19 protein-coding genes, 1 tRNA gene and 1 pseudogene are annotated in these 21,564 nt (G+C 71.9%); 3 read left to right on the forward strand and 18 right to left on the reverse strand.

Features of this window, described 5'->3' with window-relative positions; translation table 11 throughout:
- Positions 1-56: 56 nt before the first annotated feature.
- Positions 57-1,625 carry an RNA polymerase gene (locus B7C62_13065; GenBank protein ID ARF73093.1) on the reverse strand — a complete coding sequence of 523 codons (1,569 nt, stop codon included), beginning with the start codon at positions 1,623-1,625 and terminating at the stop codon, positions 57-59.
- 209 nt (positions 1,626-1,834) lie between these two features.
- Between B7C62_13065 and B7C62_13070 the strand changes: the two genes are divergently transcribed.
- Positions 1,835-3,058, forward strand: coding sequence for a transcriptional regulator (locus tag B7C62_13070; GenBank protein ARF73094.1), 1,224 nt, complete (start codon positions 1,835-1,837; stop codon positions 3,056-3,058).
- A 42-nt stretch (positions 3,059-3,100) separates the two neighbouring features.
- Here B7C62_13070 and B7C62_13075 read toward each other — a convergent pair whose 3' ends face one another.
- From B7C62_13075 to B7C62_13120, 10 genes and pseudogenes are all read right to left on the reverse strand, one after another.
- Positions 3,101-4,303 carry a serine protease gene (locus B7C62_13075; protein ARF73095.1) on the reverse strand — a complete coding sequence of 401 codons (1,203 nt, stop codon included), beginning with the start codon at positions 4,301-4,303 and terminating at the stop codon, positions 3,101-3,103.
- Between the two features lie 499 nt (positions 4,304-4,802).
- A complete protein-coding gene (locus B7C62_13080) occupies positions 4,803-6,152 on the reverse strand; it encodes an ammonia channel protein (protein ID ARF73096.1) in 1,350 nt (449 codons plus the stop codon).
- 85 nt (positions 6,153-6,237) lie between these two features.
- Positions 6,238-7,197 carry an urease accessory protein gene (locus B7C62_13085; protein ID ARF73097.1) on the reverse strand — a complete coding sequence of 320 codons (960 nt, stop codon included), beginning with the start codon at positions 7,195-7,197 and terminating at the stop codon, positions 6,238-6,240.
- A gap of 1 nt (position 7,198) precedes the next feature.
- Complete coding sequence (locus B7C62_13090; protein ID ARF73098.1) at positions 7,199-7,819, reverse strand: urease accessory protein UreG; 621 nt, start codon at positions 7,817-7,819, stop codon at positions 7,199-7,201.
- A gap of 32 nt (positions 7,820-7,851) precedes the next feature.
- Positions 7,852-8,523: pseudogene (locus B7C62_13095) on the reverse strand (urease accessory protein).
- A gap of 125 nt (positions 8,524-8,648) precedes the next feature.
- Complete coding sequence (locus B7C62_13100) at positions 8,649-10,373, reverse strand: urease subunit alpha (GenBank protein ARF73099.1); 1,725 nt, start codon at positions 10,371-10,373, stop codon at positions 8,649-8,651.
- On the reverse strand, positions 10,373-10,933 hold the full coding sequence (locus B7C62_13105) for an urease subunit beta (protein ID ARF73100.1): 561 nt from the start codon (positions 10,931-10,933) through the stop codon (positions 10,373-10,375). The genes B7C62_13100 and B7C62_13105 overlap by 1 nt, the downstream gene beginning before the upstream one ends.
- Positions 10,930-11,847, reverse strand: a complete 918-nt coding sequence (locus B7C62_13110; protein ID ARF73101.1) for a cobalamin biosynthesis protein CbiX — start codon at positions 11,845-11,847, stop codon at positions 10,930-10,932. Before B7C62_13110 ends, B7C62_13105 begins: the two co-directional genes overlap by 4 nt.
- A gap of 3 nt (positions 11,848-11,850) precedes the next feature.
- Positions 11,851-12,156, reverse strand: coding sequence for an urease subunit gamma (locus B7C62_13115; protein ID ARF73102.1), 306 nt, complete (start codon positions 12,154-12,156; stop codon positions 11,851-11,853).
- Positions 12,157-12,218: 62 nt separating this feature from the next.
- Positions 12,219-13,181, reverse strand: coding sequence for an urea transporter (locus B7C62_13120; protein ID ARF73103.1), 963 nt, complete (start codon positions 13,179-13,181; stop codon positions 12,219-12,221).
- A gap of 510 nt (positions 13,182-13,691) precedes the next feature.
- Here B7C62_13120 and B7C62_13125 point away from each other — a divergent pair.
- Positions 13,692-14,438 carry a hypothetical protein gene (locus B7C62_13125; protein ARF73104.1) on the forward strand — a complete coding sequence of 249 codons (747 nt, stop codon included), beginning with the start codon at positions 13,692-13,694 and terminating at the stop codon, positions 14,436-14,438.
- Positions 14,439-15,043: 605 nt separating this feature from the next.
- Here B7C62_13125 and B7C62_13130 read toward each other — a convergent pair.
- The 7 genes from B7C62_13130 to B7C62_13160 form a co-directional block, all read right to left on the reverse strand.
- A tRNA-Ala gene (locus B7C62_13130) sits at positions 15,044-15,120 on the reverse strand.
- A gap of 86 nt (positions 15,121-15,206) precedes the next feature.
- On the reverse strand, positions 15,207-16,502 hold the full coding sequence (locus B7C62_13135; GenBank protein ARF73105.1) for a hypothetical protein: 1,296 nt from the start codon (positions 16,500-16,502) through the stop codon (positions 15,207-15,209).
- Positions 16,503-16,668: 166 nt separating this feature from the next.
- Positions 16,669-17,307 carry a GNAT family N-acetyltransferase gene (locus B7C62_13140; GenBank protein ARF73106.1) on the reverse strand — a complete coding sequence of 213 codons (639 nt, stop codon included), beginning with the start codon at positions 17,305-17,307 and terminating at the stop codon, positions 16,669-16,671.
- A 17-nt stretch (positions 17,308-17,324) separates the two neighbouring features.
- Positions 17,325-17,870: a molybdenum cofactor biosynthesis protein gene (locus B7C62_13145; protein ARF77139.1), complete on the reverse strand. Its 546-nt coding sequence runs from the start codon at positions 17,868-17,870 to the stop codon at positions 17,325-17,327.
- Between the two features lie 98 nt (positions 17,871-17,968).
- Positions 17,969-18,493, reverse strand: coding sequence for a cyclic pyranopterin monophosphate synthase MoaC (locus B7C62_13150; protein ARF73107.1), 525 nt, complete (start codon positions 18,491-18,493; stop codon positions 17,969-17,971).
- Positions 18,494-18,588: 95 nt separating this feature from the next.
- A complete protein-coding gene (locus B7C62_13155) occupies positions 18,589-19,902 on the reverse strand; it encodes a molybdopterin molybdenumtransferase MoeA (GenBank protein ID ARF73108.1) in 1,314 nt (437 codons plus the stop codon).
- Between the two features lie 4 nt (positions 19,903-19,906).
- The gene (locus B7C62_13160) at positions 19,907-20,809 is read right to left on the reverse strand and encodes a UTP--glucose-1-phosphate uridylyltransferase (protein ID ARF73109.1); all 903 of its coding nucleotides are present in this window, start codon (positions 20,807-20,809) and stop codon (positions 19,907-19,909) included.
- A gap of 123 nt (positions 20,810-20,932) precedes the next feature.
- Between B7C62_13160 and B7C62_13165 the strand changes: the two genes are divergently transcribed.
- Positions 20,933-21,520: a 5-formyltetrahydrofolate cyclo-ligase gene (locus tag B7C62_13165; protein ID ARF73110.1), complete on the forward strand. Its 588-nt coding sequence runs from the start codon at positions 20,933-20,935 to the stop codon at positions 21,518-21,520.
- Positions 21,521-21,564 lie beyond the last annotated feature (44 nt).

The raw sequence follows: 21,564 nt of genomic DNA on the forward strand, positions 1-21,564 counted from the left end.
CCGAGTCTGGCACGCGGCACTGACAACCGGCCCGGCCGCTCAGCGCGAGGTGCCCCTCAGCGCGGAGTGCCCAGGACCTGGGTCCAGTAGGGGCCGCGCGGGGAGTCGGCGATGCCCACGCCCACGTGGACGAAGTCGCAGTTGAGGATGTCGTCGCCGCGGCCGGGACTGCGGCGCCACTGCTCCGCCACCGCGGCCGGATCGGAGGGGCCGGTGGCGATGGTCTCGCCGACGGCGGACCAGAGGTAGCCGGAGTCGGTCACCCGCTCGCCCATGTCCCGGCCCGTGGAGTCGGTATGGCCGAAATAGCCCTGTGCCGCCATGTCCTCGGAGTGCCGTTGGGCGACCTCGGTGAGCCGGGGGTCGGTGCGCAGTCCCGGGCAGCCGTTCTCGGCGCGCAGGGTGTTGACCCGGGTGACCAGACGGGCGTCCGGGCCGGGCGGCGGGGCCGCGGGCGCGGTCTCGGGCGGGGCGGAGGAGGGCGCGGGGGCGGGGGTGGAGGGCGGCCGTACGGCGGGGGCGGAGGGGCTCGGCGTGGGCGGGGCCGTGGAGGGGGAGGGCGTGGGGAGCGGCTCGGCCGGGGCGGCGGCGGGCGGCGGGGGCGCGGGGCTGTACGTCGCTCCCCCGCCCCGGGCCTCGGGCGGGGTGGGGGCGGAGGGCCAGAACAGCACGGCGAGGGTGGTCACGGCGGCCGCGCCGGCTATGAGCCCCGCCGCCTTCCCGGCCGAGAACACGGCCGGAGCCACGGCCGGGGCGGCGGAGGCCGAAGCGGCGGCAGGAGCGGCGGCGGCGGCCGGGGCCGAGGAGGCGAGGGCGGCCACCGTCGTGGCGTGCTGGCCGGTCTCGTACAACGGCACCACCAGAGCGAGCCCGGAGAGCAGCCCTTCCGGCGGGACCAGGCCCGTACTGCCTGCGGAGCAGGAGGCGCAGACCCGTACATGCCGGGCGATCCGCTTGCGCCACAGGGGCGTCGGCGTGCCGTCCCAGTCGCCGCTGCCCAGCAGATCCTCCAGCGCCGGGCAGCGGGGGTCGGACGCCAGGGCCCGGACGACCGCGCGGCCCACGTCGAGCTGGTTCTTCACCCGCTGTACGCGTACGGCGGCGTGCTGCGGGGAGAGCCCGAGCGCCTCCGCCAGCTCGGCACGGGTGAGCTCACCGGTGGTTTCCAGCCACCACAGGGAGAGCACATCGCGTTCCGCGTCGTCCAGCCAGCGGGTCGCCTCGGCCGTCTCGCGCCGCTGGCCGGAGAGTTCGAGGCGCAGGATCGTCAGGTCGACGAAGTCGGCGGCGGGGTCGGCGGGGTCCTCGGTCTCCTCCAGCGGGGCGGGCCGGTGACCCAGACCGGCCCAGCGGGTGCGGACCTGGTTCATGGCGATGGCGACGAGCCAGGAGCGGAACCGGGCCGGATCGCGCAGGGAGGGCAGTCCGGAGAGCGCCCGGAGCATGGTCTCCTGCACCACGTCGTCCACGTCCGGGTGGCCGTTGAGGGCGCGTCCGACGATGTTGTAGACGAGCGGCAGGTACTGGGCGGCCAGCCGTTCCCCGGCGGCCCGGTCGCCGTTCCTCGCCGCGACGACCAGAGCGGTGCTGTCCACGCCGTTCACGTCCTTCGTTCCGTTCACCACGTGCCCACGTGCCCACATCCCGGACCGGCCGGGACGCGCCCGCGGGGGTGTGGGACACGTCACCCCCGGGGGTTTTGTTATCCGCCACCCGTCCAGTGGTCAACCAGTATGCGGGCGCCTGTCGACCGGCCCGCGGGGAGAGCCGGGAAAACCGGAACAACCGGAACAACCCGGAAAGCGCCGGGAGATCGCCGGGAACGGGGAGGGACATGTCGAGCAGGACGGATACGGACACGGGCACCGATACCGGCTTCGGACCGGCGGAGGCCGGGGGCCGCCATGCCACAACCGGGGCCCGCCGGACCGAAGCCGGGACCCACCCCGCACAAGCACGCCCCACCGGTCCCCACCCCACGGACCCGCTCCCCACCGGAGCCCACGCCACCGCCGCCCGCACGGGCGAGGCCATCACCACCTCGGCCCTGCACGCGGCGGCCACCGGCGCCGACACCTTCCCCGGGGTCCTGCGGGAGGCGCTGAACCGGCGCGGGCTCTCGCTGGAGCGGGTGAGCGAACGCCTCCGGGGGCGCGGCATCGCCATCAGCCAGGCCACCCTCAGCAGCTGGCAGCGCGGGCGCAGCCAGCCCGAACGGGCCCGGTCCCTGCGGGCGGTGGAGGTGCTGGAGGAGATCCTGGAGCTGCCCGCCGGAGCCCTGCGCTCGCTGCTCGGCCCGCGCCGCCCCCGGGGCCGGACCACACCGGCCGGTGACGAGGGGGCGGCGCTCCAGATCCTCGGCGAGGACTCGGTGGTGGAGAAGGCGCTCGGCGCGCGGTTCCGCCACTTCAACCAGGAGACCAGTTCGCTCGTCGTCCACGACGTGGTGACGATCGGCGAGAGCGGGACGCTGAGCGGGATCTCCACCACGAACGTGCTGCGGGCCGGACAGGCGGGCGCGGACCGGGTGATCTTCGTGCTCAGCTTCGACGACGAGGCGGCCGAACCCGTCGACATCCGGGTCACCTGCGGCCGGCTCGTCGAGGCCACGTACCTCAAGAGGCTCAAGTCCCTGGTGCTGGAGATCCACTTCGGCCGCGAGCTGGCCAAGCTGGACACCACGGTGGTGAGTTACGCGGTCGACGTGAGCCCGTCCGAGACCCCGGCCACGCACTACGAGCGCTGGTCGCGGACGAACCTCCACGAGTACCTCCAGCAGGTCTTCTTCCACCCCGGCGCGCTGCCGTCGGACTGCCACCGCTACGTCCGGGAGAAGGTCGGCGCCCCGCCCCGCGCCCAGCGGCGCATCCCGCTGAGCGATACGCACAACGTCCATGTGCTCACCTCCCGGTGCAAGCCCGGTGTCCACGGGGTGGCCTGGGAGTACGGCCAGGGAACGGGCGGACCGGCGAGGGCGGACGGAACGGGCGGGACAGACGGGACAGGCGGGACAGGCGGGACAGGCGGGACAGATGGAACGGGAGACCGCCCAGGATGAGTGGACGGTCTCCCGTGCTTGCGGCACCTTCACCCGGTGGGGCTACTTGGTGTTCAGCGTCAGCCCGTAGTACTTGAGGGCGTCGTCGAGCGGCTGGAAGTACGACGAACCGGGCGAGTTCACCTGGCCGTTGCACCGCTGGCCGATCGGCCCGCCGGAGGTCAGCCCCTGGGCCTGGTTGCCGGAGACGTACGCGCCTCCGCTGTCCCCGCCCTGGGTGCAGACGCTGGAGCTGGCGAGACCGGTCACGACGGTGTCGGGCCCGCCGTTCTCGTCGGTGTAGGTGACGCTGACGTTGTACGAGCCGACCTTGCCGCAGGTCCAGCCGGTGGTCTGGCCGGACTTGCAGAGCGCCGAACCCTGCGGGGCCCGCTGGCTGCCCCGGACGGCGACGGTGCCCGCCTTGCCGTACGTGGTGATGTCCAGGCCGATGGAGTGGCCGGAGTCCACGGTGGCGATGCCCATGTCCACGCTGCGGGTGCCGAGCGCGAACCGGGTGTGGGTGCCCTTGGCGAACCGGGTTCCGTTGTAGGCCAGTGCGGGCAGGTCCTCGATGCAGTGCCCGGCGGTCACGAGCACCTGCTTGCCGTTGCGGTCCTTCGCCCCGTATCCGACCGAGCAGAGGTAGCCGTTGAACGTCATGCGGCTGCCCGGCGGCACGACGGCCTGGGTCTCCAGCTTCTCCTGGCCCCGGACGACCCGTACCGCGTCGCCGTTGCTCTTCGCGGCCTTGAGGAAGGTACGGGTGGCGGCGTCGGACGCCCCGTTGACCTCGACGGTCACGGTGTCGGAGGCGAGGTCGACGGACCACGCCGACACCCCGGCCGGGGCGCTCTTGAGGGCCTTGGCGTCGAGCTGGGCCTTGATCCGGTTCAGCTCGCTCTCGCCGCGCTCGGGGACCCGTGCTGCGAGCCCCGCCGCCTTGACCTCCTTCGCGGCCTCGGCGTCGGCGGCGTTGACGACGAGCGTCCCGTCCCCGGCGAAGAATGCTCCGAGAGTCGATACGCGGTCCGCCTTCAACTCCGCGAAGCGGTCCTGCTGCCGGGCTTCCTTGTCCAGCCTCTCGACAGCCTCCTTCTCGCTCACGCCCAGGGTGGTGGCGAGAGCACTGACCATCTCCGACTGGTACCCGGGCGCGGATTCCTCCGTACCGGCATAGGCCCCTGTGGCGACTCCGGCCGACAGGAGGGCGCCGATGGAGGCCGCCACGATGTATCTGCGCGCGTTCTTCTTTCCGTGCTTCACGCGATTCCTTCCGCTACACGGGCGGGCGTCCAGACAATGGGGGGGTGGCCACACCACGCTTGGGGACGCGCGATGTGTTCCGTGGACACTGCCCGGCGGCGATGACATGTTCCTGTCGCCGCGTCCCGAACTCTCGCGTAAGCGGAACTGCCGCGACAAGGACCGGAGATGGTGCTCTTTTCTACAGAACTGGCCGAGAACTGTAGTGAAACCCGGAAGAAACACGGGGGCCGCCTCCCGGGGCGGCCGGAGATCACCGGACGGGCGGGCGGGCCCCCGGGGGCGGGGGCAGCGGGCCGCGTGCCGTCACGGCCGAGGCCGTCACCCGCGGGGAACCGCCCTCGGACGCGGCTTCCGGGACCGCGCATGCCGGGACCACGAGAGCGGTGACGAAGGCTTCGTCACCGCTCTCGTGGTCCGGGTCGCACCGCCCCCCGCCCACGCCTCGCGGACCGTGCGCGGGCGTGGGCGGGGCCGGTGGACGGATTGCCGGGCCGGGCTACCGATCGTCCTCGCGGGCCCGCAGCAACGTCGTGATCTGCTGGACGAGTTCCTTGTCGCTGGAGGCCCGCTTGCCGGTGACGAGGGCGCCCAGGCGCTCGGCGGTCCGGAAGTCGTACGCCCGCTCCTCGTCCTCCCCCGGGACGGTGCCGTACCGCTCCGTGGCGCGGAAGCCGACGGTCAGGTCGACAGCCTTGGCGATGAGCCAGGTGAGGGTGAAGGAGAAGGCGATCACCGCGACGATCGCGACGAGCTGCTTGCCGAGCAGCCCCCAGCCGCCGCCGTAGAACAGGCCCTCCTGACCGCTGATCCGCGCGGTCGCGAACAGCCCCACCATGATCAGCCCGATCAGCCCGCCGACACCGTGCACCCCCACCACGTCGAGGGTGTCGTCCACGTTGAACCGGAACTTCAGGGTGATCGCGAAGGCGCACACCGCGCCCACGACGAGCCCGGTGATGACGGCACCGAGCGTGTCGATCTCACCGCAGGCCGGAGTGATCGCCACCATGCCCGCGACGGCGGACGAGACGACGCCCATGGTGGTGACCCTGCCGGTGCGCCACTTCTCCACCAGGGGCCAGGTGACCATCGCGCCCGCCGCGCCCAGCTGGGTGTTGATGAAGGCCGCGGCGGCGGTGCCCTGGTCGGTCAGCGCCGAGCCGGAGTTGAAGCCGAACCAGCCGAACCAGAGGAGCCCCACACCGATGACCACGAGCGGGATGTTGTTGGGACGCTCCTCGCTGCGGGCGAAGTCGCGCGGGGTGCGCAGCACGAGGGCGACGGCGAGCCCGGCGACGCCCGAGTTGAGCTCCACGGGGAGACCACCGGCGAAGTCGAGTGCGCCGAGGTGTTTCACGATCCAGCCGTCGCTGTCGAACACCCAGTGGGCGATGGGGATGTAGACGATGAGCAGCCACAGCACGACGAAGACCAGCCACCCCTTCATCGTGGCGCGGTCGGCGATCGATCCGCTGATCAGCGCCACGGTGATGATGGCGAAGCCCATCTGGAAGGTGCTGTACACATAGGTGGGAATGGCCCCGGTCAGCGTGTTCAGCTCGATGCCGCGCATGAAGACGTGGTCGAGGTTGCCGATGAGCCCGGCGCCGCCCACATCGGGCCCGAAGGCCAGGGTGTATCCGACGGTCCACCAGACGAGGGTGCCGAAGGCCAGGGCGGCGAAGCTCATTTTGATCATCATGAGCACATGCCGGGTGCGCACCATGCCGCCGTAGAAGAAGGCGAGACCGGGCGTCATCAGCAGCACCATGGCGGTGGCGGCGAGCAGCCAGGCGGTGTCTCCGGAGTCGTACGCGGGGGGCATCGGCGCGGGAGCGGTGATCATCGGTGGATACCTCGTCCGGTTGGCGGCGGAGCGTGGGAAGGGACCGGCCCCGGGCCGACAGAGGCCCGGGAGGGGGGCGCTACGGCTACGGTTTGCGCAGGTCGGGCGCCGGGTGGCCGGTGAGCAGACGGCGTACGGCCTGGCGTACGGCCTCGTGCGCGGCGGCGACCCGGATCGGGCTGTCGTCCAGGAGCCGCACCCACGCTCCGCACTCCCGGGGCAGGACGCTCACCCCGTACAGGAGGCCGAGTCCGGCGAGCGCGTCGTGCAGGGTGTCGGCGAGCGCGGTGGCCGGGACGCGGTCGGTCACGGCGAAGAGCGAGGCGACGTGGTCGTGGCCGGCGAACACCCCCGGCCCCAGGACGGCCCCGCCCCGGGGCCCGGGGGCCAGCCGCAGGGTGTCGACGGCGAGCGGCGTGCCGTCGGGACGGCTGATGCGCAGATCGGTGGCGAGCACCCGGTAGGCGTGCCGTTCGCCGCGGGCGAGGCGGCCCGCGGTCAGCGTGTCGCCGAGGACGACGGTGGCCCCGGGGGCGACCGTGACCTCGGTGCGCTGGTAGAAGCGGGCGCCCGCGAAGGGGATCAGCGGGTCCGGCAGGTACTCGACATAGCTTCCGGCCTCCGCGCTCAGGTGCACCCGCTGGCTCGCGTAGTCGTGCTCCATCCGGAAGATCTTGGTGGCGGCCTGGGTGGTCAGGTGGACCTGGGTGTCCGGTCCGCAGCGGACGTCCATCCGGTAGCGGTCCGCCTGGGCGACCCCGGCGCCGGTCGCCATGATGTAGACGTAGCTCATACCGGGCAGTCCGGGGTCGATCCACAGGGGCCGCATGATCTGGAGCGGTGTCTTCTGGTAGCGCTCGACGAGTTCGGTGCGCTCGCCCCGTACCGCGAAGGCCAGGTCGAGAATGCCCACCTTGGCCGGTGAGCCGGGGGCGAGGGTGTCCGGGACCGAGGCCAGCGCCGCCACGTCCGGGGGGACGCGGACCGGGGTGTAGTAGTCGGCGGCGAGCCGGTCGGCCCGGGGCCGGTGGGGGGCGAGCGGCATGTCAGATCAGCGCCTTGCGGCGCGATTCGAGGTAGACCGCGATCTCGTCGATCCCCACGCCGGTCAGGCAGTCGGTGAGGACGACGGGCCGGTCGTCCCGGACCCGGCGGGCGTCGGACTCCATGATGCCGATGTCCGTGCGTACGTACTGCGCGATGTCGATCTTGTTGATGACCAGCAGGTCGGAGTCGGTGATGCCGGGGCCGCGCTTACGGGGCATCTTCTCGCCCTCCGCCGTGTCCAGCACGAAGAGGAAGAGGTCCACCAGGGCGGGGCTGAACGTCAGGGTGAGGTTGTCGCCCCCGGACTCGTACAGCAGCGTGTCGGTGTCCGGGAAGCGCTCCAGCATCTCCGCACCGGCCGCCAGGTTCATCGTCGGGTCGTCGCGCACGGCGGTGTGCGGGCAGGCACCCGTCTCGACGCCGACGACCCGCTCGGGCTCCAGGACCCCGGCCAGCGTGCGGCGGACGTGCTGGGCGTCCTCCTGCGTGTAGATGTCGTTGGTGATGACGGCGGGGCGGCGGCCGCGCTCGATGAGGACGGGGACCAGCGCCTCGATGAGCGCGGTCTTGCCGGAACCGACCGGTCCGCCGATGCCGACCCTCAGTACGTTGTCGTCCATGGTGCTCCCTGGGTGATGCGGGCGGGTGGATGTCAGCTGGCGAAGAGCCGTGCCTCGGCGCGTTCATGGCGGCCCGACATGATGTCCGAGGCGAAGACGGTGGCGCCGACGTCGTCGAGTTCGCGCCGCAGGGCGGCCTCGACGGTCCTCTCGATGAGGGGGGCGGCGCCCCGGATCAGCGTCTGCGTCGTACGGTGATCGGTCAGCCGCAGCCGCAGGGCGGCGCCCGCGAAGCTGACGCAGAACGCGAACAGGTCCGCGGCGACGGCCTGGCGGACCGGGACCCCGGTCGCCGCGTAGATCACCCCGGCGGCGACCGCCTGGGTTCCGGGCGCCTCGCGCCGCACGACCCGGTCGAGGTAGTCGCCGATCTCCGGGCGGCCGAAGACCTCCCGGCCGAGGTCCAGGAGCTGGCGGCCGGTCCGGACCGATGCCTGGCGCATCTCCCGGCCCAGCTTCGTGGCCAGGAGATGTTCGTCGATCCGGACGGTGGCCGCCGGGTCACCGGCCGCCGTGGCGCGGTGGGCGAGGGCGAGGGCGGTGGCGTCCGCGGGCCCGACGCCGTACAGCAGGAGGTCCTCCAGGAGCAGCGGCAGGCTGTCGGGGTCGACGGCTCCGGCCTGGGCGAAGCCCTCCAGGCTGTGCGAGAGCGTGTAGAAGCCGCTCGGGAACGCCGAGTCGGTCAGCTGGAGACTGACCAGCAGCGGCCCGAGCCCCGTGCCGCCCGTGCCGCCCGCGTCGGCCCCGGTTGCCCCGGTCGCCGCGGTCTCCCCGGTCGCCGCGGGCGGGAGGTCCGGCGGGGTGTCGTTCTCGTCGCGGTACATCGGCCCTAGACCAGGAAGTAGAGGTGGTTGAGGGGCAGCGTCTCGGCCGGGTCGATGGTGGCGACCCGGCCGTTCAGCGTGACCTTGAACGTCTCCGGGTCGACCTTGATGTCCGGGAGGGCGTCGTTGCGGATCATGTTGTGCTTGCCGATGGTGCGGGTGCGGCGCACGGGCAGGACCCTGCGCTCCAGGCCGAGTTCGGCCGGGACCCCGGCGGCGATGCCTGCCTGGGACATGAAGGTCGCGTGGGTCGCCTGCAGGGCCTTGCCGTACTGGCCGAACATCGGCCGGTAGGTGACGGGCTGCGGGGTCGGCAGCGAGGCGTTGGGGTCGCCCATCTGCGCCCAGGAGACGATGCCGCCCTTGATCACCATCTTCGGCTTGGCCCCGAAGGAGTGGATGGGCCACAGCACGATGTCGGCGAGCTTGCCCTTCTCGATCGAGCCCACGTGGTCGGAGATGCCCGAGGCGATGGCCGGGTTGATGGTGACCTTGGCCAGATAGCGCAGCACGCGCTGGTTGTCGTTGCGCGCCGAGTCGCCCTCCAGCACGCCCAGCTTGTCCTTGCAGTGGTGCGCGGTCTGGAAGGCCCGGGTGACGGACTCCCCGATCCGCCCCATGGCCTGCGAGTCCGAGGAGAACATGCTGATCACACCGAGGTCGTGGAGCACCGACTCGGCCGCGATCGTCTCGGCCCGGACCCGGCTGTCGGCGAAGGACACGTCCTCGGGGATGTCGTGGCTGAGGTGGTGGCAGACCATGACCATGTCGAGCAGCTCGTCCACGGAGTTCTTGGTGTACGGCAGCGTCGGGTTGGTCGAGGACGGCAGGACGTTCGGTTCTCCGGCGATCCGCAGGATGTCGGGGGCGTGACCGCCGCCCGCGCCCTCGCTGTGGAAGGTGTGGATGGCCCGGCCGTCGATCGCGGAGCGGGTGTCCTCGAAGAAGCCGCCCTCGTTCAGGCTGTCGGTGTGGATGGCCACCTGGACGTCGTGCTGGTCCGCGACGGTCAGCGCGTTGTCGATCACGGCCGGGGTGGAGCCCCAGTCCTCGTGCACCTTGAGCGCGCAGGCACCGGCGACGACCTGCTCCTGGAGCGCCTCCGGCAGGCTGCCGTTGCCCTTGGCCATGATGCCGAGGTTGACCGGCAGGTTCTCGGCGGCCTGGAGCAGCCGGGCGATGTTGTACGGGCCCGGGGTGCAGGTCGTGCCGTTGGAGCCGTCCGTCGGACCGGTGCCGCCGCCGATCAGGGTGGTGATGCCGTTGGTCAGCGCCTGCTCGGCCTGTTGCGGGGCGATCAGATGGACATGGCTGTCGATGGCGCCCGCGGTGGCGATCAGGTGCTCCCCCGCGATGGCCTCCGTACCGGGTCCGATGACCAGGTTCGGGTCGACGTTGTTCTGGGTCTGCGGGTTGCCCGACTTGCCGATGCCGACGATGAAGCCGTCCTTGATGCCGATGTCGCACTTGACGACCCCCACCATCGGGTCGATGACGACCACGTTGGTGATGACGGTGTCGAGGGCGCCCTGGGCGGAGGTGGCCTGCGGGTCGGAGGCCATGCCGTCGCGCATGGTCTTGCCGCCGCCGTAGACGACTTCGTCGCCGTACAGGCCCTCGCTGTAGTCCTTCTCGACCTCGACGACGAGGTTGGTGTCGGCGAGGTGGAAGCGGTCGCCGACGGTCGGGCCGAACATGTCCGTGTACTGCTTGCGGGGCAGGATGGGCATCAGCGCGAACCCTTCTTGTCTTTCCTCGTGGCCTTGGAACCCTTGGTGTCCTTCGCGGCCTTGGAAGCTTCGGTGGCCTTGGTGTTCTTGGCGGCCTTGGCAGCTTCGGTGGCCTTGGCGTTCTTGGCCGACGGCTTGGCCGCGTTCCTGGTGGTCGCCGGAGTGGAGCGCTCGGCCCGCGGGGCACCCTCCGCGCCCTGGAAGCCCTGCTCGATGGCCTTGCGGACGGCTTCGACCCGTGCGGGGCGGGAGGAGAGGCTGCCGTTGAGCAGGCCGCTGAAGCCGGTGAGACGGCCGGTACCGGCGTACGCGCACAGCTCGACCTCGCGCGAACCGCCGGGCTCGAACCGCACGGAGGTACCGGCGGCGATGTTGAGGTGCATGCCGAGCGTCTCCTGGCGGTCGAAGGAGAGCGCCGAGTTGACCTCGAAGAAGTGGTAGTGGGACCCGACCTGCACAGCGCGGTCACCGGTGTTGCTGACGGTGACCTTCAGGGTGCGGCGGCCCGCGTTGAGCTCGATGGGGCCCTTGCCGTACAGGTACTGCTGACGGAACGTCATGCGATGCTCCTGGTGGCTCGGTCCGCCTCGTCGGCGGACGGGTGGTGGTGCCGGTGCGCCGTGCCGGGGGCGTGCTCGTGGGGGTGGGCGTGCTCGTGGCTGTGGGCGTGCTCGTGCGTATGGCCGTGGCTGTGGCTGTGGCTGTGGCCCTCGCCCGGTGGGTGGGTGTGGGAGTGGCCGTGGTTGTCGGCCGCGGTGAGCCCGGCCCCGATGCCGTCGTCGCCGTGCTCGCGCAGGCGCCGCCGGGCGTCGGTCACCCGCTCCGTGAGCACGCGTCGCAGCGCCGACGCCGACAGGAGCGGCCCGGCCCGGTCGACCGGAATCCGGTCCACGCCGGCCGGAATCCGGTCCACGTCGGCCGGCCCGGGAACGTCCGGCAGCACGAACGCGGCCGGGAGCAGCGCCACCCGCCGGGCGCCGAGCAGCCGGCACCTCCGGACGCCCTCGGCCAGGTCCGGATCACCGCCGGAGAACGCGACCTCGACGAACGGGTGGGGACCGTGGCGGCGGACGAGAGCGGCGATCCGGTAGAGCTCGGCGTCCTCGAACGGGTCGCCGGACGGGGCGGTGACCAGCAGCGCGGACCCCTCGGGCACCCGGCCCGCGGCGGCCCGCAGCCAGCCGGTCAGATGCTGGGCGGTGCCGAAGGGTTCGGCGAGCACGACCGTGCCCCGCTCGGCGGCGGGTACGGCGCGCAGCGTCCGGGCGGTGTCGGCCACGAGTTCGGGGTCACGGCCGAGCGTCATGGGGACGACGACGGCTTCCTCGCCCCGGCGCGCGTGCTCGGTGATGCTCCGGAACAGCGCGCGCCCGTTCGGTACGACGCTCACTCCGGCGTCCACGAGGGGGGCGAGGGCCTGGCCGTGGGCGGCTTCGTGGCCGCACACGGCGATGACGGCGACGGATTCGGCCACAGCTCAGCCGCCGATGGGGTCGTGGCAGGAGACCAGCTTGGTCCCGTCCACGAAGGACGCCTCGACCTGGAGCAGCCCCAGCATCTCCCGTACGCCGTCCATGGTCTCCGCCTCGCCCACGACATGGCGGCCGAGTTCCATGCAGTCCGCGACACTCCTGCCGTCCCGGGCCGCTTCGAGGATCGCCTCGGTGATCAGGGCGACCGACTCGCTGTAGTTGAGCTTGAGACCGCGGTCCCGGCGCTTGCGCGCCAGGTCGGCCACCACGTAGACGAGCAGTTTGTCGATCTCGCGGGGGGCGAGGTTCATCGTCAGTGCCTTCCTCGGTGATGTACGGGCTGAGGGCGGAGGTCCGTACCGGGCGGGAGCGGTCACTCGCTCCGGCGCAGGCGCGGCAGCAGGGGGACGGCAGCCATCAGCACCCAGGTGGTGAGGATGAACGGCCAGGTGAAGGTGTGGCCGCCGAACGGTTTGAAGAAGGAGGTCAGCGAGGCGGTGAGACAGGTGGTCACCGCGGCGCCGAACAGGGCGTACGCCCCCGTCCAGACCGAGTGGGACAGGAAGACGGCACCGACGGCGATGGCCACGAGCACGGCGTTGTATCCGTAGATACCGGCGGCGATCAGCTCCGTCGGGGCGCCCATCAGCCAGGCGGCGGCGATCCCGACCACGCTGCCGGCCGCGGCGTAGAGCACCACGCGCAGCCCGGCCAGCGCGAGGCCGACGAGCATGATCAGGCCGACGTACCAGCTCTCGACCAGGAAGACCTGCGACACGTTGTTGAAGAACGCGTGCCACAGGTCGTTCCACGAGATGCCGGTGTCACCGCTCGTCGTGCTGGAGACGGGGTTCGGCGCTCCGTGCCAGACCCGGTCGAACGACGGGGCGCCCACCACGACCACTCCCGAGACCACGCAGAAGGGCGCGGTCAGGGGGGTGAGCCCGAAGGGGGCGAGAAGAGTGCCCAGGGCGGCCATCAGGATCGTGCACATCATGGCACCGGCGACGGCCAGTACGTAGGTGGCCGGATGGTTCCCCAGCGAGGAGACGAGAGCGATGCCCGTCAGGCAGCCCGCGTATCCCTGAAGCCCGAGCGCGATACCCGCCCGGTCCACGGCGAGGGCGTAGGCGGTCGCCGTGGCGACCAGGGTGCCGAGCGTGGCGAACAGGCCGGTCTCCCAGCCCGCCACCCAGAGCGCGACGAGGATCGTCGCGCCGGTCAGCAGCCCGGGCTGGAGATCGACCTGCCCGACCCCCCGTACGGAGGCGAGAAGGTAGGCGAACGGCTGACGTTTCTCCAGCCGCCGAACGAGTTCGGGCTCGGCGATGGGCAAGGCGGGGCTCCAGCGGCTCGGCAGGGCAGGGTGCTTCCCACGCGCAGGCGACGGAAGGCAGGTCCAGGTATCCCTACCGAAACGCAGAGAGGGAAATTTGTCGCGCTAAGCGGCATTTGGGCTAGTTGAGCCAGATGCGGAAGCGTACGCGCGGGAGGACAGGCGGCGGCGCACGAGGTCGACCTCGACGATCCGTACGGTGATCTCGTCGCCCTCGCTCACTCCCCGCTGACCTGCTGTGACGGCGTCGGTGGGATGGTCGGTCCACCGCTGGCTCAGTCCGGGGATCCGGCTGGACCCGGTGCCCTGATCGGGCTCGCCGTCGAGGTCCAACTACTGACGGCACCCCGGCACCTCCACCGCAGAGGTGACACAACACCTCGTCCCTGCCGCCGGAACACCGGCCCTCCTGCCTGACCGGTGCAAACCCACCCGTCACCCTCTGAGGGACAGCGGCTTCCGACTGGCCCGGGCGGGAATCGTGTCAGAAGTCTGGTCTAGGTTTGGCCTGTGAACCGCAGCAGCTCCGAGGCAGGGGCGCCCCGCGAGCCTGACGTGCCGCCCTGCCAGGCAGTCCTGGCGGAGACTGATTGGGGTTCGCTCCAGACGGCTTTCGGGAGCGGTGAGTGCCTTCCCGAAGTCCTGGCACGGTTGCTGGAGCCTGATCCCAAGGTGCAGGTCACCGCTTTGTCGGAACTGAGTGAGCTGGTCGGCCACCAGAACAGCGTCTACGAAGCCACTGCCCCCGTCGCCCTGTATGTCGCCGGTGCCCTCGCCCACCCGGCGGCCATGACCCTTCGGCCGTATCGCGGCGTCCCCATCCGCGCGGCACTGTTGAACTGGTTGGCTTTCACGGCCTACGACGCCTCCGACGAGATGGTCGACCGCACCGAGCAGTACTTCCCTGGCTTCCTCACCCCGGGCACCGTCGTGGCAGCCTTCCGGGACCTGCGCCCGATGCTCTATCGGGCCGTCGTGCCCTTCCTGCGGGACAGTCACGAGGACGTGCGCGAAGCCGCCGTCACCGCCGCGCTCATCCTCGCCGAGCACCCCGCGCTCGCCGTGCACCGCGATCACCTCGCCGTGCACGCGCGGGCCGTCCTGGACACCAGCAGCGACGGCCCCAACCGGCGCGTTGCCTGGAAGGCCCTCGGAGCATGGGGCCACGACGTCACCGGCATCGAACCTCTCCAGGAGGAGCCATGGGACTGTGGGCCACACAGCGATGGCCGCGGCGATCTCGAACCTCCCTTCTGAGGTAGGCATGTTCCGGCCCTACGGCGTGGACGAGTGCTGTCGTCTGCTGGAGGGGTGCGGGCGCACGGCGATCACCTGCGGCCGGTTGGGAGCATCCGCGTTCGAGCGTCTGGATCAGGAGGAGGCGTTCGTTCGTGGCGAGTCGGCGGCACTGCGCGAGAAGACTGCGCTGGCCAAGGAGCGGCCGGCTTCACCTGACGATCACGCGGGAGACGTTGTTGTCGCCGGCCGTCGAGGAGTACGCCGACCAGGGCGACGGCGTCACGCAAGAGCCGCCACAGACCCCCGCGGACGAACCGGTGGCGCATGGCCCTGCCGACGCGGCCGGCCCGCCTCCGCCCAAGGGTCCGGAAATCCGCACGCCCACCTGAGACCTCAGCACCACAAGCGGGGATCACACGCGCCCGCCGACGGCCCCAGAACGCCAGACGCACCGGAATCACCCCGAAACCTCAGGCCGACGACCGCAGAACACCCGTCCCCAGCATCGACCTCGTTCGGACAGACCTCGAATCAGACCCCGGAAACGCCGAGATCCCGTCCGATCAATCAGATCGGACGGGATCTCGTGAACTCTTCCTGAGTGAAATCAAGAACAGTTGTTGTTGTGGACCTGTGGGGATTTGAACCCCAGACCCCCTCGATGCGAACGAGGTGCGCTACCAGACTGCGCCACAGGCCCTTGCAACGAGTGAAACTCTAGCACCCTCACCGGGCTCCTCGGAAATCCGCTCCTCCGCTGGTCAGCGGTGTCCCGGTTCCGGGGTCTCACTCGTTGGCCGCACGGGGCCGGTCTTCGTCGTCGTACTGGTCGAAGAGGGGGGTCCGGCCCCGGTCGCGGGTGCGGCGGGACTGGTTGGTGCGCTGGCGCGGCGCCGGGTCCACCGTGGGGGCCGTCGGGTGCGACGTGCCGGTCTGGGTGGGCTCGGCGGCGCTGGAACGGGCCGCGCTCCAGGTCTCCGGGTCGCCGACCTCGACGCCGCCGGTGGCCCGGGGGGCGACGGGGGCGGTGACATAGGTGGGGAGCGGTACGGGGACGGGCTCCCAGCTGTCGCCCTGGACCCGGCCGCGTTCGCGCTGCTGGTCCACCCACTCCGCGTGGTCCGTCTGCTCGACGAGGGCGCGGCGGCCGGCCTCCTGCGGGGAGACCGTGGGGGTGGGTTCGGGCTCCGGGTGGTGGGCCTCGGAGTCGTCGTCGGGCTCGGCGGGGGCGGAGGCGGCGGGCTGGTGCCTGCGGGGGCGGTTCTCGCGCAGCCGCTGCGCCGCGACCTCGGCCCGTCGGCGGTCCATGGTGAACGCGAACCGGCGGCGCTCCTGGGCGCGCAGATGCACGATGTACGTGCTCAGCAGCACGGCCGGAACGGCCGGTGCCCAGAGGAAGCCGAGTCCGCCGACCGCCGCCACGATCGCGCCGAGGGTGAAGGCCAGGAAGAGGACGACCGTGGTCCGCCTGCGCCGGGCCAGGACCTGCGAGCGCTGGGCGCGCCGGGCCCGCTCGGCATCGGCGGCGCCGGTACGGGAGCGGGGGCGGCGCTGGGCCGGGGGGCCATCGGCTGCCGCCGGGCGCTCGCCGGAGCGCCGGTCGTGCGTCTGACGGTCCGGGAGCTGATGCCCGGTCCGGTCCGGGGACTGATGCCCGATCCGATCCGGGGACTGGTGACCGGTCCGGTCCGGGGACTGGTGCCCCGGGCGGCGGTCGTGCGCCTGACGGTCGGAAACCTGGTGGCCCGGGGCTCCGCGCTCGGGAGCGTGCGCCGGGTCGTGCACCCTGGCTTCGGTATGCGCCGGAGGCGCGGCAAAGGCCCGGACGTCCACGGAATCCATACGGTCCGTCTCGGCGTCCGGGTCGACGTCGGGCCCCGCCTCCTCGGCGGTGCGCTCCCGCAGCTCCCTGGCGTACCGGCGCTCCATCGCCGCCCGTCCGGACAGCAGCCGGATGGCGGTGCTGAAGCGTTCCGTCGGACGTGCTTCGTTGAGCTCGTCCTGCCTGCGGAGCCACATCGGCACCAAGTAGGCGGCCCAGGCCCCGACGATGACTGCGTAGATGAGGCCGCTGCTGCTCACGCTCACACCGTAGAGGGGTTTACGCCAAGGCATCCGCCAATTGGCCCGGTGTGTCGCACGATCCGGCTGATATCACGGACTTTTTTTGTGACTGATCGGATCAACAGTCACCGATAGTGCGACCCATTGCAGCCATCCGTCGATCAAATTCGAACATTTATTTTATTCAGCCGGACAAGCCCGGCCCGCCGGGCTCTCCCGGGCCCTGTGGCGTCACCGGCCGCGTACGGCGCCAGCGCCGGAGCATCCCCTCGGGGACCTCCTCGGCCGTGAGCGCGAAGATCAGGTGGTCGCGCCAGGCCCCGTCGATGTGCAGATAGCGCGGGCGCACGCCCTCGGAGCGGAACCCGAGCTTCTCCACCACCCGGCGGCTCGGCGCGTTCTCCGGGCGGATGCAGACCTCGATGCGGTGCAGCCCGACCGAGCGGAAGCAGTGGTCGACCGCGAGCGCCACGGCCGTCGGCATCACCCCGCGCCCGGCGACGCCCTGGTCGACCCAGTAGCCGATGTGGCCCGAGCACATCGAGCCCCAGGTGATCCCCGCGACCGTGAGCTGGCCGACGAGCCGACCCTCGTACTCGATGGCGAACGGCAGCATCCGCCCGGCGTGCGCCTCGGCGCGCAGATGACGGACCATCTGCCGGTACGTGGGCCGCTGTGCGACCGGGCCGCCGGGCGCGGGCGGCGGGACGGTGGCCTCCCAGGGGCGCAGCCAGTCGCGGTTGCGCCGGTTGACCTCACGCCATACCCGCTGGTCGCGCATCTTTATCGGGCGCAGGACGATCTCGCCGTCGGTCAGCGTCACCGGCCAGGTCGCGATGTTCAGCTCGGGCTCCCCGGTCGGGGGTGGTCGCCGCCGCGGAGCTGGTCGACGGCGTGCACCAGGAGCCGCCCGAGGACCGCGAGGCCGTCGCGCACTCCGCCGGTGGAGCCGGGCAGGTTGACGATCAGGGTGCGGGAGGCGACGCCCGCGAGCCCCCGGGAGAGCGCGGCGGTGGGGACCTTGGCGAGCCCCTCGGCCCGGATCGCCTCGGGGATGCCGGGGATCTCGTGGTCCAGGACGCGGCGGGTCGCCTCGGGCGTGGCGTCGGTGGGTGAGATGCCCGTACCGCCGGTGGTGACGATGACGTCGTACCCGGCGGCCACCCCGGCCCGCAGGGCCGCCTCGACCGGGTCGCCGTCGGGGACGACCTGCGGCCCGTCGACCGTGAAGCCGAGGGCGGTGAGCGCTTCGGCGATGAGGGGGCCGCCCTTGTCCGCGTAGATCCCGGCGGAGGCCCGGTTGGAGGCGGTGACGACGAGGGCGCGGTACGGGGCGGAGGTCGGGGTTCCGGTGGGTTCGGGTGCGCGGTCGGCGGCGTGGCCCAGCGCGTGCTCCGGCGTGCGCCCCGGCTCTCCGTGGCCCGGCGCCTGCGCGGACTCCCCCGGCTGGTCATGGCCCGGCGACCCCGGCCCGTGCGGCGGCGTCATGCGGCAGGCCCCGCTGCCGGTCCTGTCGTCCGGCCCTCCGGCGCGGTGCGGCGGTAGTCGCCGGACTTGCCGCCCGACTTCGCCTCGACCCGTACGTCGGTGATGACCGCGCTCTTGTCGACCGCCTTCACCATGTCGATCACCGTCAGGGCCGCCACCGAGACCGCCGTCAGGGCCTCCATCTCGACGCCCGTGCGGTCCGTCGTCTTCACGGTGGCCGTGATCTCCACCGCGTCGTCGGCCACGCCCAGGTCGACCTTCACACCGGAGACGGCCAGCGGATGGCAGAGCGGGATCAGGTCCGGGGTGCGCTTGGCGCCCATGATCCCGGCGATCCTCGCGGTGGCGAGGGCATCGCCCTTGGGGACCCCCTCGCCCCGGAGCAGCTCGATGACGCGCGGCGAGACGAGGACCCGGCCGCTGGCGCGGGCGACGCGCGTGGTGACGTCCTTCTCCGACACGTCGACCATGCGGGCCGCGCCCGCTTCGTCGATGTGCGTCAGCCTGTTCTGCGTACTCAACTCACTCCGCCTAGCGGTAGGGGCGCCGATCGGCCCGGGCCGGAGAGGGTCCTCCGGAAGGCACGGCGGCAGATAGTACCGCCCCCGGGCTGCGGTCAGCGGAGCAGGATCACGTCCGTCTCCGTGCCGGGCTCGGCGGAGGTGGTCTCCTCGGGCAGCACGATCAGCGCGTCCGCCTGGGCGAGCGCGGCGATCAGGTGGGAGCCGGAGCCGCCGACGGGGGTGACCGTGCCCGCCTCCTCGTCGTATGTGCCGCGCAGGAACTGGCGGCGGCCGGCGGGCGAGGTCAGCGCCTTGCCGGTGTTCAGCCGGGCCCGGACCGTGGGGCGGTGGAGGTCGTCCGTCAGGCCCATCAGGGCGCGGATGGCGGGGCGGACGAAGAGCTCGAAGGAGACGTAGCTGGAGACCGGGTTGCCCGGCAGGGCCAGCAGCGGGGTGTGGTCGGGGCCGATGGAGCCGAAGCCCTGCGGTTTGCCCGGCTGCATGGCGAGCTTGCGGAAGTCGATGCCGCTGCCCGGCTCGTCCTCGTCGCCGACGGAGGAGAGCGCCTCCTTGACGACGTCGTACGCGCCGACGCTGACGCCGCCCGTGGTGACGATGATGTCCGCGCGGATCAGCTGGTCCTCGATCGTGGCGCGCAGGGTCTCGGCGTCGTCGGTGACCGCGCCGACCCGGTAGGCGATGGCTCCGGCGTCCCGGGCGGCGGCCGTGAGCGCGAAGCTGTTGGAGTCGTAGATCTGGCCCGCTGTCAGCTCCTCGCCGGGCTGGACCAGTTCGCTGCCGGTGGAGAGGACGACGACGCGCGGGCGGGGCCGTACGACGACGGTCGAGCAGCCGATCGCGGCGAGCAGGCCGATCTGCGGCGGGCCGACGATCGATCCCGCGCGCAGGGCCAGATCGCCGGGCCTGACGTCGCTCCCGCGCTCACGGACATGGGCGCCGGCCGCGACGGACCGGTGGACGCGGACCTCTCCGGTGGCGCCCTCCGGCGCGTCGGAGTGGGCGCGCATGGCGGCGGCCGGGCCCTCGCCCGTACCGCCGTCCGTCCACTCGACCGGGACGACGGCCTCCGCACCGGCGGGCAGCGGGGCGCCCGTCATGATGCGGGCGGCCTGTCCCGGCCCCACGACCTGGCCGTCGGCGAGCCCGGCGCTGCCCGCGGCGACGTCGCCGATGACCGTGAGGACGGCGGGGAACTCCTCGCTCGCCCCCTCGACATCGGCGACCCGTACCGCGTAGCCGTCCATCGAGCTGTTGTCGAAGGGCGGCAGGGCCACCTCCACGACGACGTCCTTCACCAGGACGCAGCCCTGCGCGTCGGGCAGTTGCAGCTCGATGGGTTCGAGCGGCCCCACCGTGGCGAGGATGTCGTCCAGGTGCTCGTCCACCGACCAGATCGTGCTGCTCAAGGGGTTACATCTCCTCGGTGACGTACTTGCGGAGCCAGGTCCGGAAGTCCGGTCCCAGGTCTTCACGTTCGCACGCCAGTCTGACAATGGCACGCAGATAGTCGCTCCGGTCACCGGTGTCATAGCGGCGGCCCTTGAAGACGACGCCGTGCACGGGGCCGCCGATCTTCTCGTCCTCGGCGAGCAGCTGGAGGGCGTCGGTGAGCTGGATCTCGCCGCCCCGGCCCGGCTCGGTGTGTCGCAGTATGTCGAAGACAGCGGGGTCCAGGACGTACCGGCCGATGACCGCGAGGTTGCTGGGCGCGTCGGCCGGGTCCGGCTTCTCCACCAGGCCGGTGACCCGGACGACGTCACTGTCCACGGTGGCGTCCGCGGCGGCGCAGCCGTACAGGTGCACCTGGGCCGGGTCGACCTCCATCAGCGCGACGACGCTGCCGCCCTCGCGCTCCTGGACCTCCACCATGCGGGCCAGCAGGGGGTCGCGCGGGTCGATCAGGTCGTCGCCGAGCAGCACCGCGAAGGGCTGGTCGCCCACGTGCGGGGCCGCGCACAGCACGGCGTGGCCGAGGCCGCGCGGGTCGCCCTGGCGGACGTAGTGCATGGTGGCCAGGTCGCTGGACTCCTGGACCCTGGCCAGGCGTTCGGCGTCTCCCTTGCGGGTGAGCGCGGACTCCAGCTCGTAGTTGCGGTCGAAGTGGTCCTCGAGGGGACGCTTGTTCCGACCGGTGATCATCAGAACATCGGAGAGGCCCGCGGCCACGGCCTCCTCGACGACGTACTGGATGGCCGGCTTGTCGACGACAGGCAGCATCTCTTTGGGAGTGGCCTTCGTGGCGGGCAGGAAACGGGTTCCGAGACCTGCTGCCGGGATGACGGCCTTGCTGATCCTGGAGGGCGACTGATTCATGCACAGAACCTTAACGGGCGCACACAGCCGGAAGGCGAGGTTCCGGTTAACTTTGCCCTTAAATATGTCCATACGAGAACATGTGAGGCTCTCTTGTACACCGACAAGTCCGGAAAGGGGCCTGTGAAGGTGCCCGCAAAAGCCTCTCTGCGGAGCGAACTGCTCGCCGCACGGGCGCTCCTGACCAAGGAGGACGTCGCGGAAGCCTCCGCGGTTCTCGTCACCAACGCCCTGCTTCTGCCCGAACTGGCCGACGCCCGGACGGTGGCCGCGTATGTCTCCGTGGGGCGTGAACCGGGGACCCGGGCGCTGCTGGACGCGCTGCGCGAGCGGGGTGTACGGGTGCTGCTGCCGGTGCTCCTGGCCGACAACGACCTGGACTGGGCGGTGTACGGGGGCGCGGAGCATCTGCTGCCCGCCGGGCGCGGGCTCCTCGAACCGGACGGCCCCCGGCTCGGCCCCGACGCCGTCGTGGCGGCCGACGCGGTCCTGCTGCCCGGACTGGCCGTGGACGGCGCGGGGATGCGGCTGGGGCGGGGCGGCGGCAGCTACGACCGGGTGCTGGCCCGGCTCTCGGCGGCCGGCGCGGACCCGGCGCTCATCGTGCTCCTGTACGAGAACGAGGTGGTCGCGCGGGTCCCTGTGGAACCGCACGACCACCCCGTGGACGCCGTGGTCACCCCGGCCGGAGCCCGGCGCTTCACCACCTGACCACCGCACCCCGCGCCGGGGCCGAGGGCTGCCGGGCTTTCGGG

The sequence above is a fragment of the Kitasatospora albolonga genome (genome assembly GCA_002082585.1).
Taxonomy (GTDB): domain Bacteria; phylum Actinomycetota; class Actinomycetes; order Streptomycetales; family Streptomycetaceae; genus Streptomyces; species Streptomyces stephensoniae.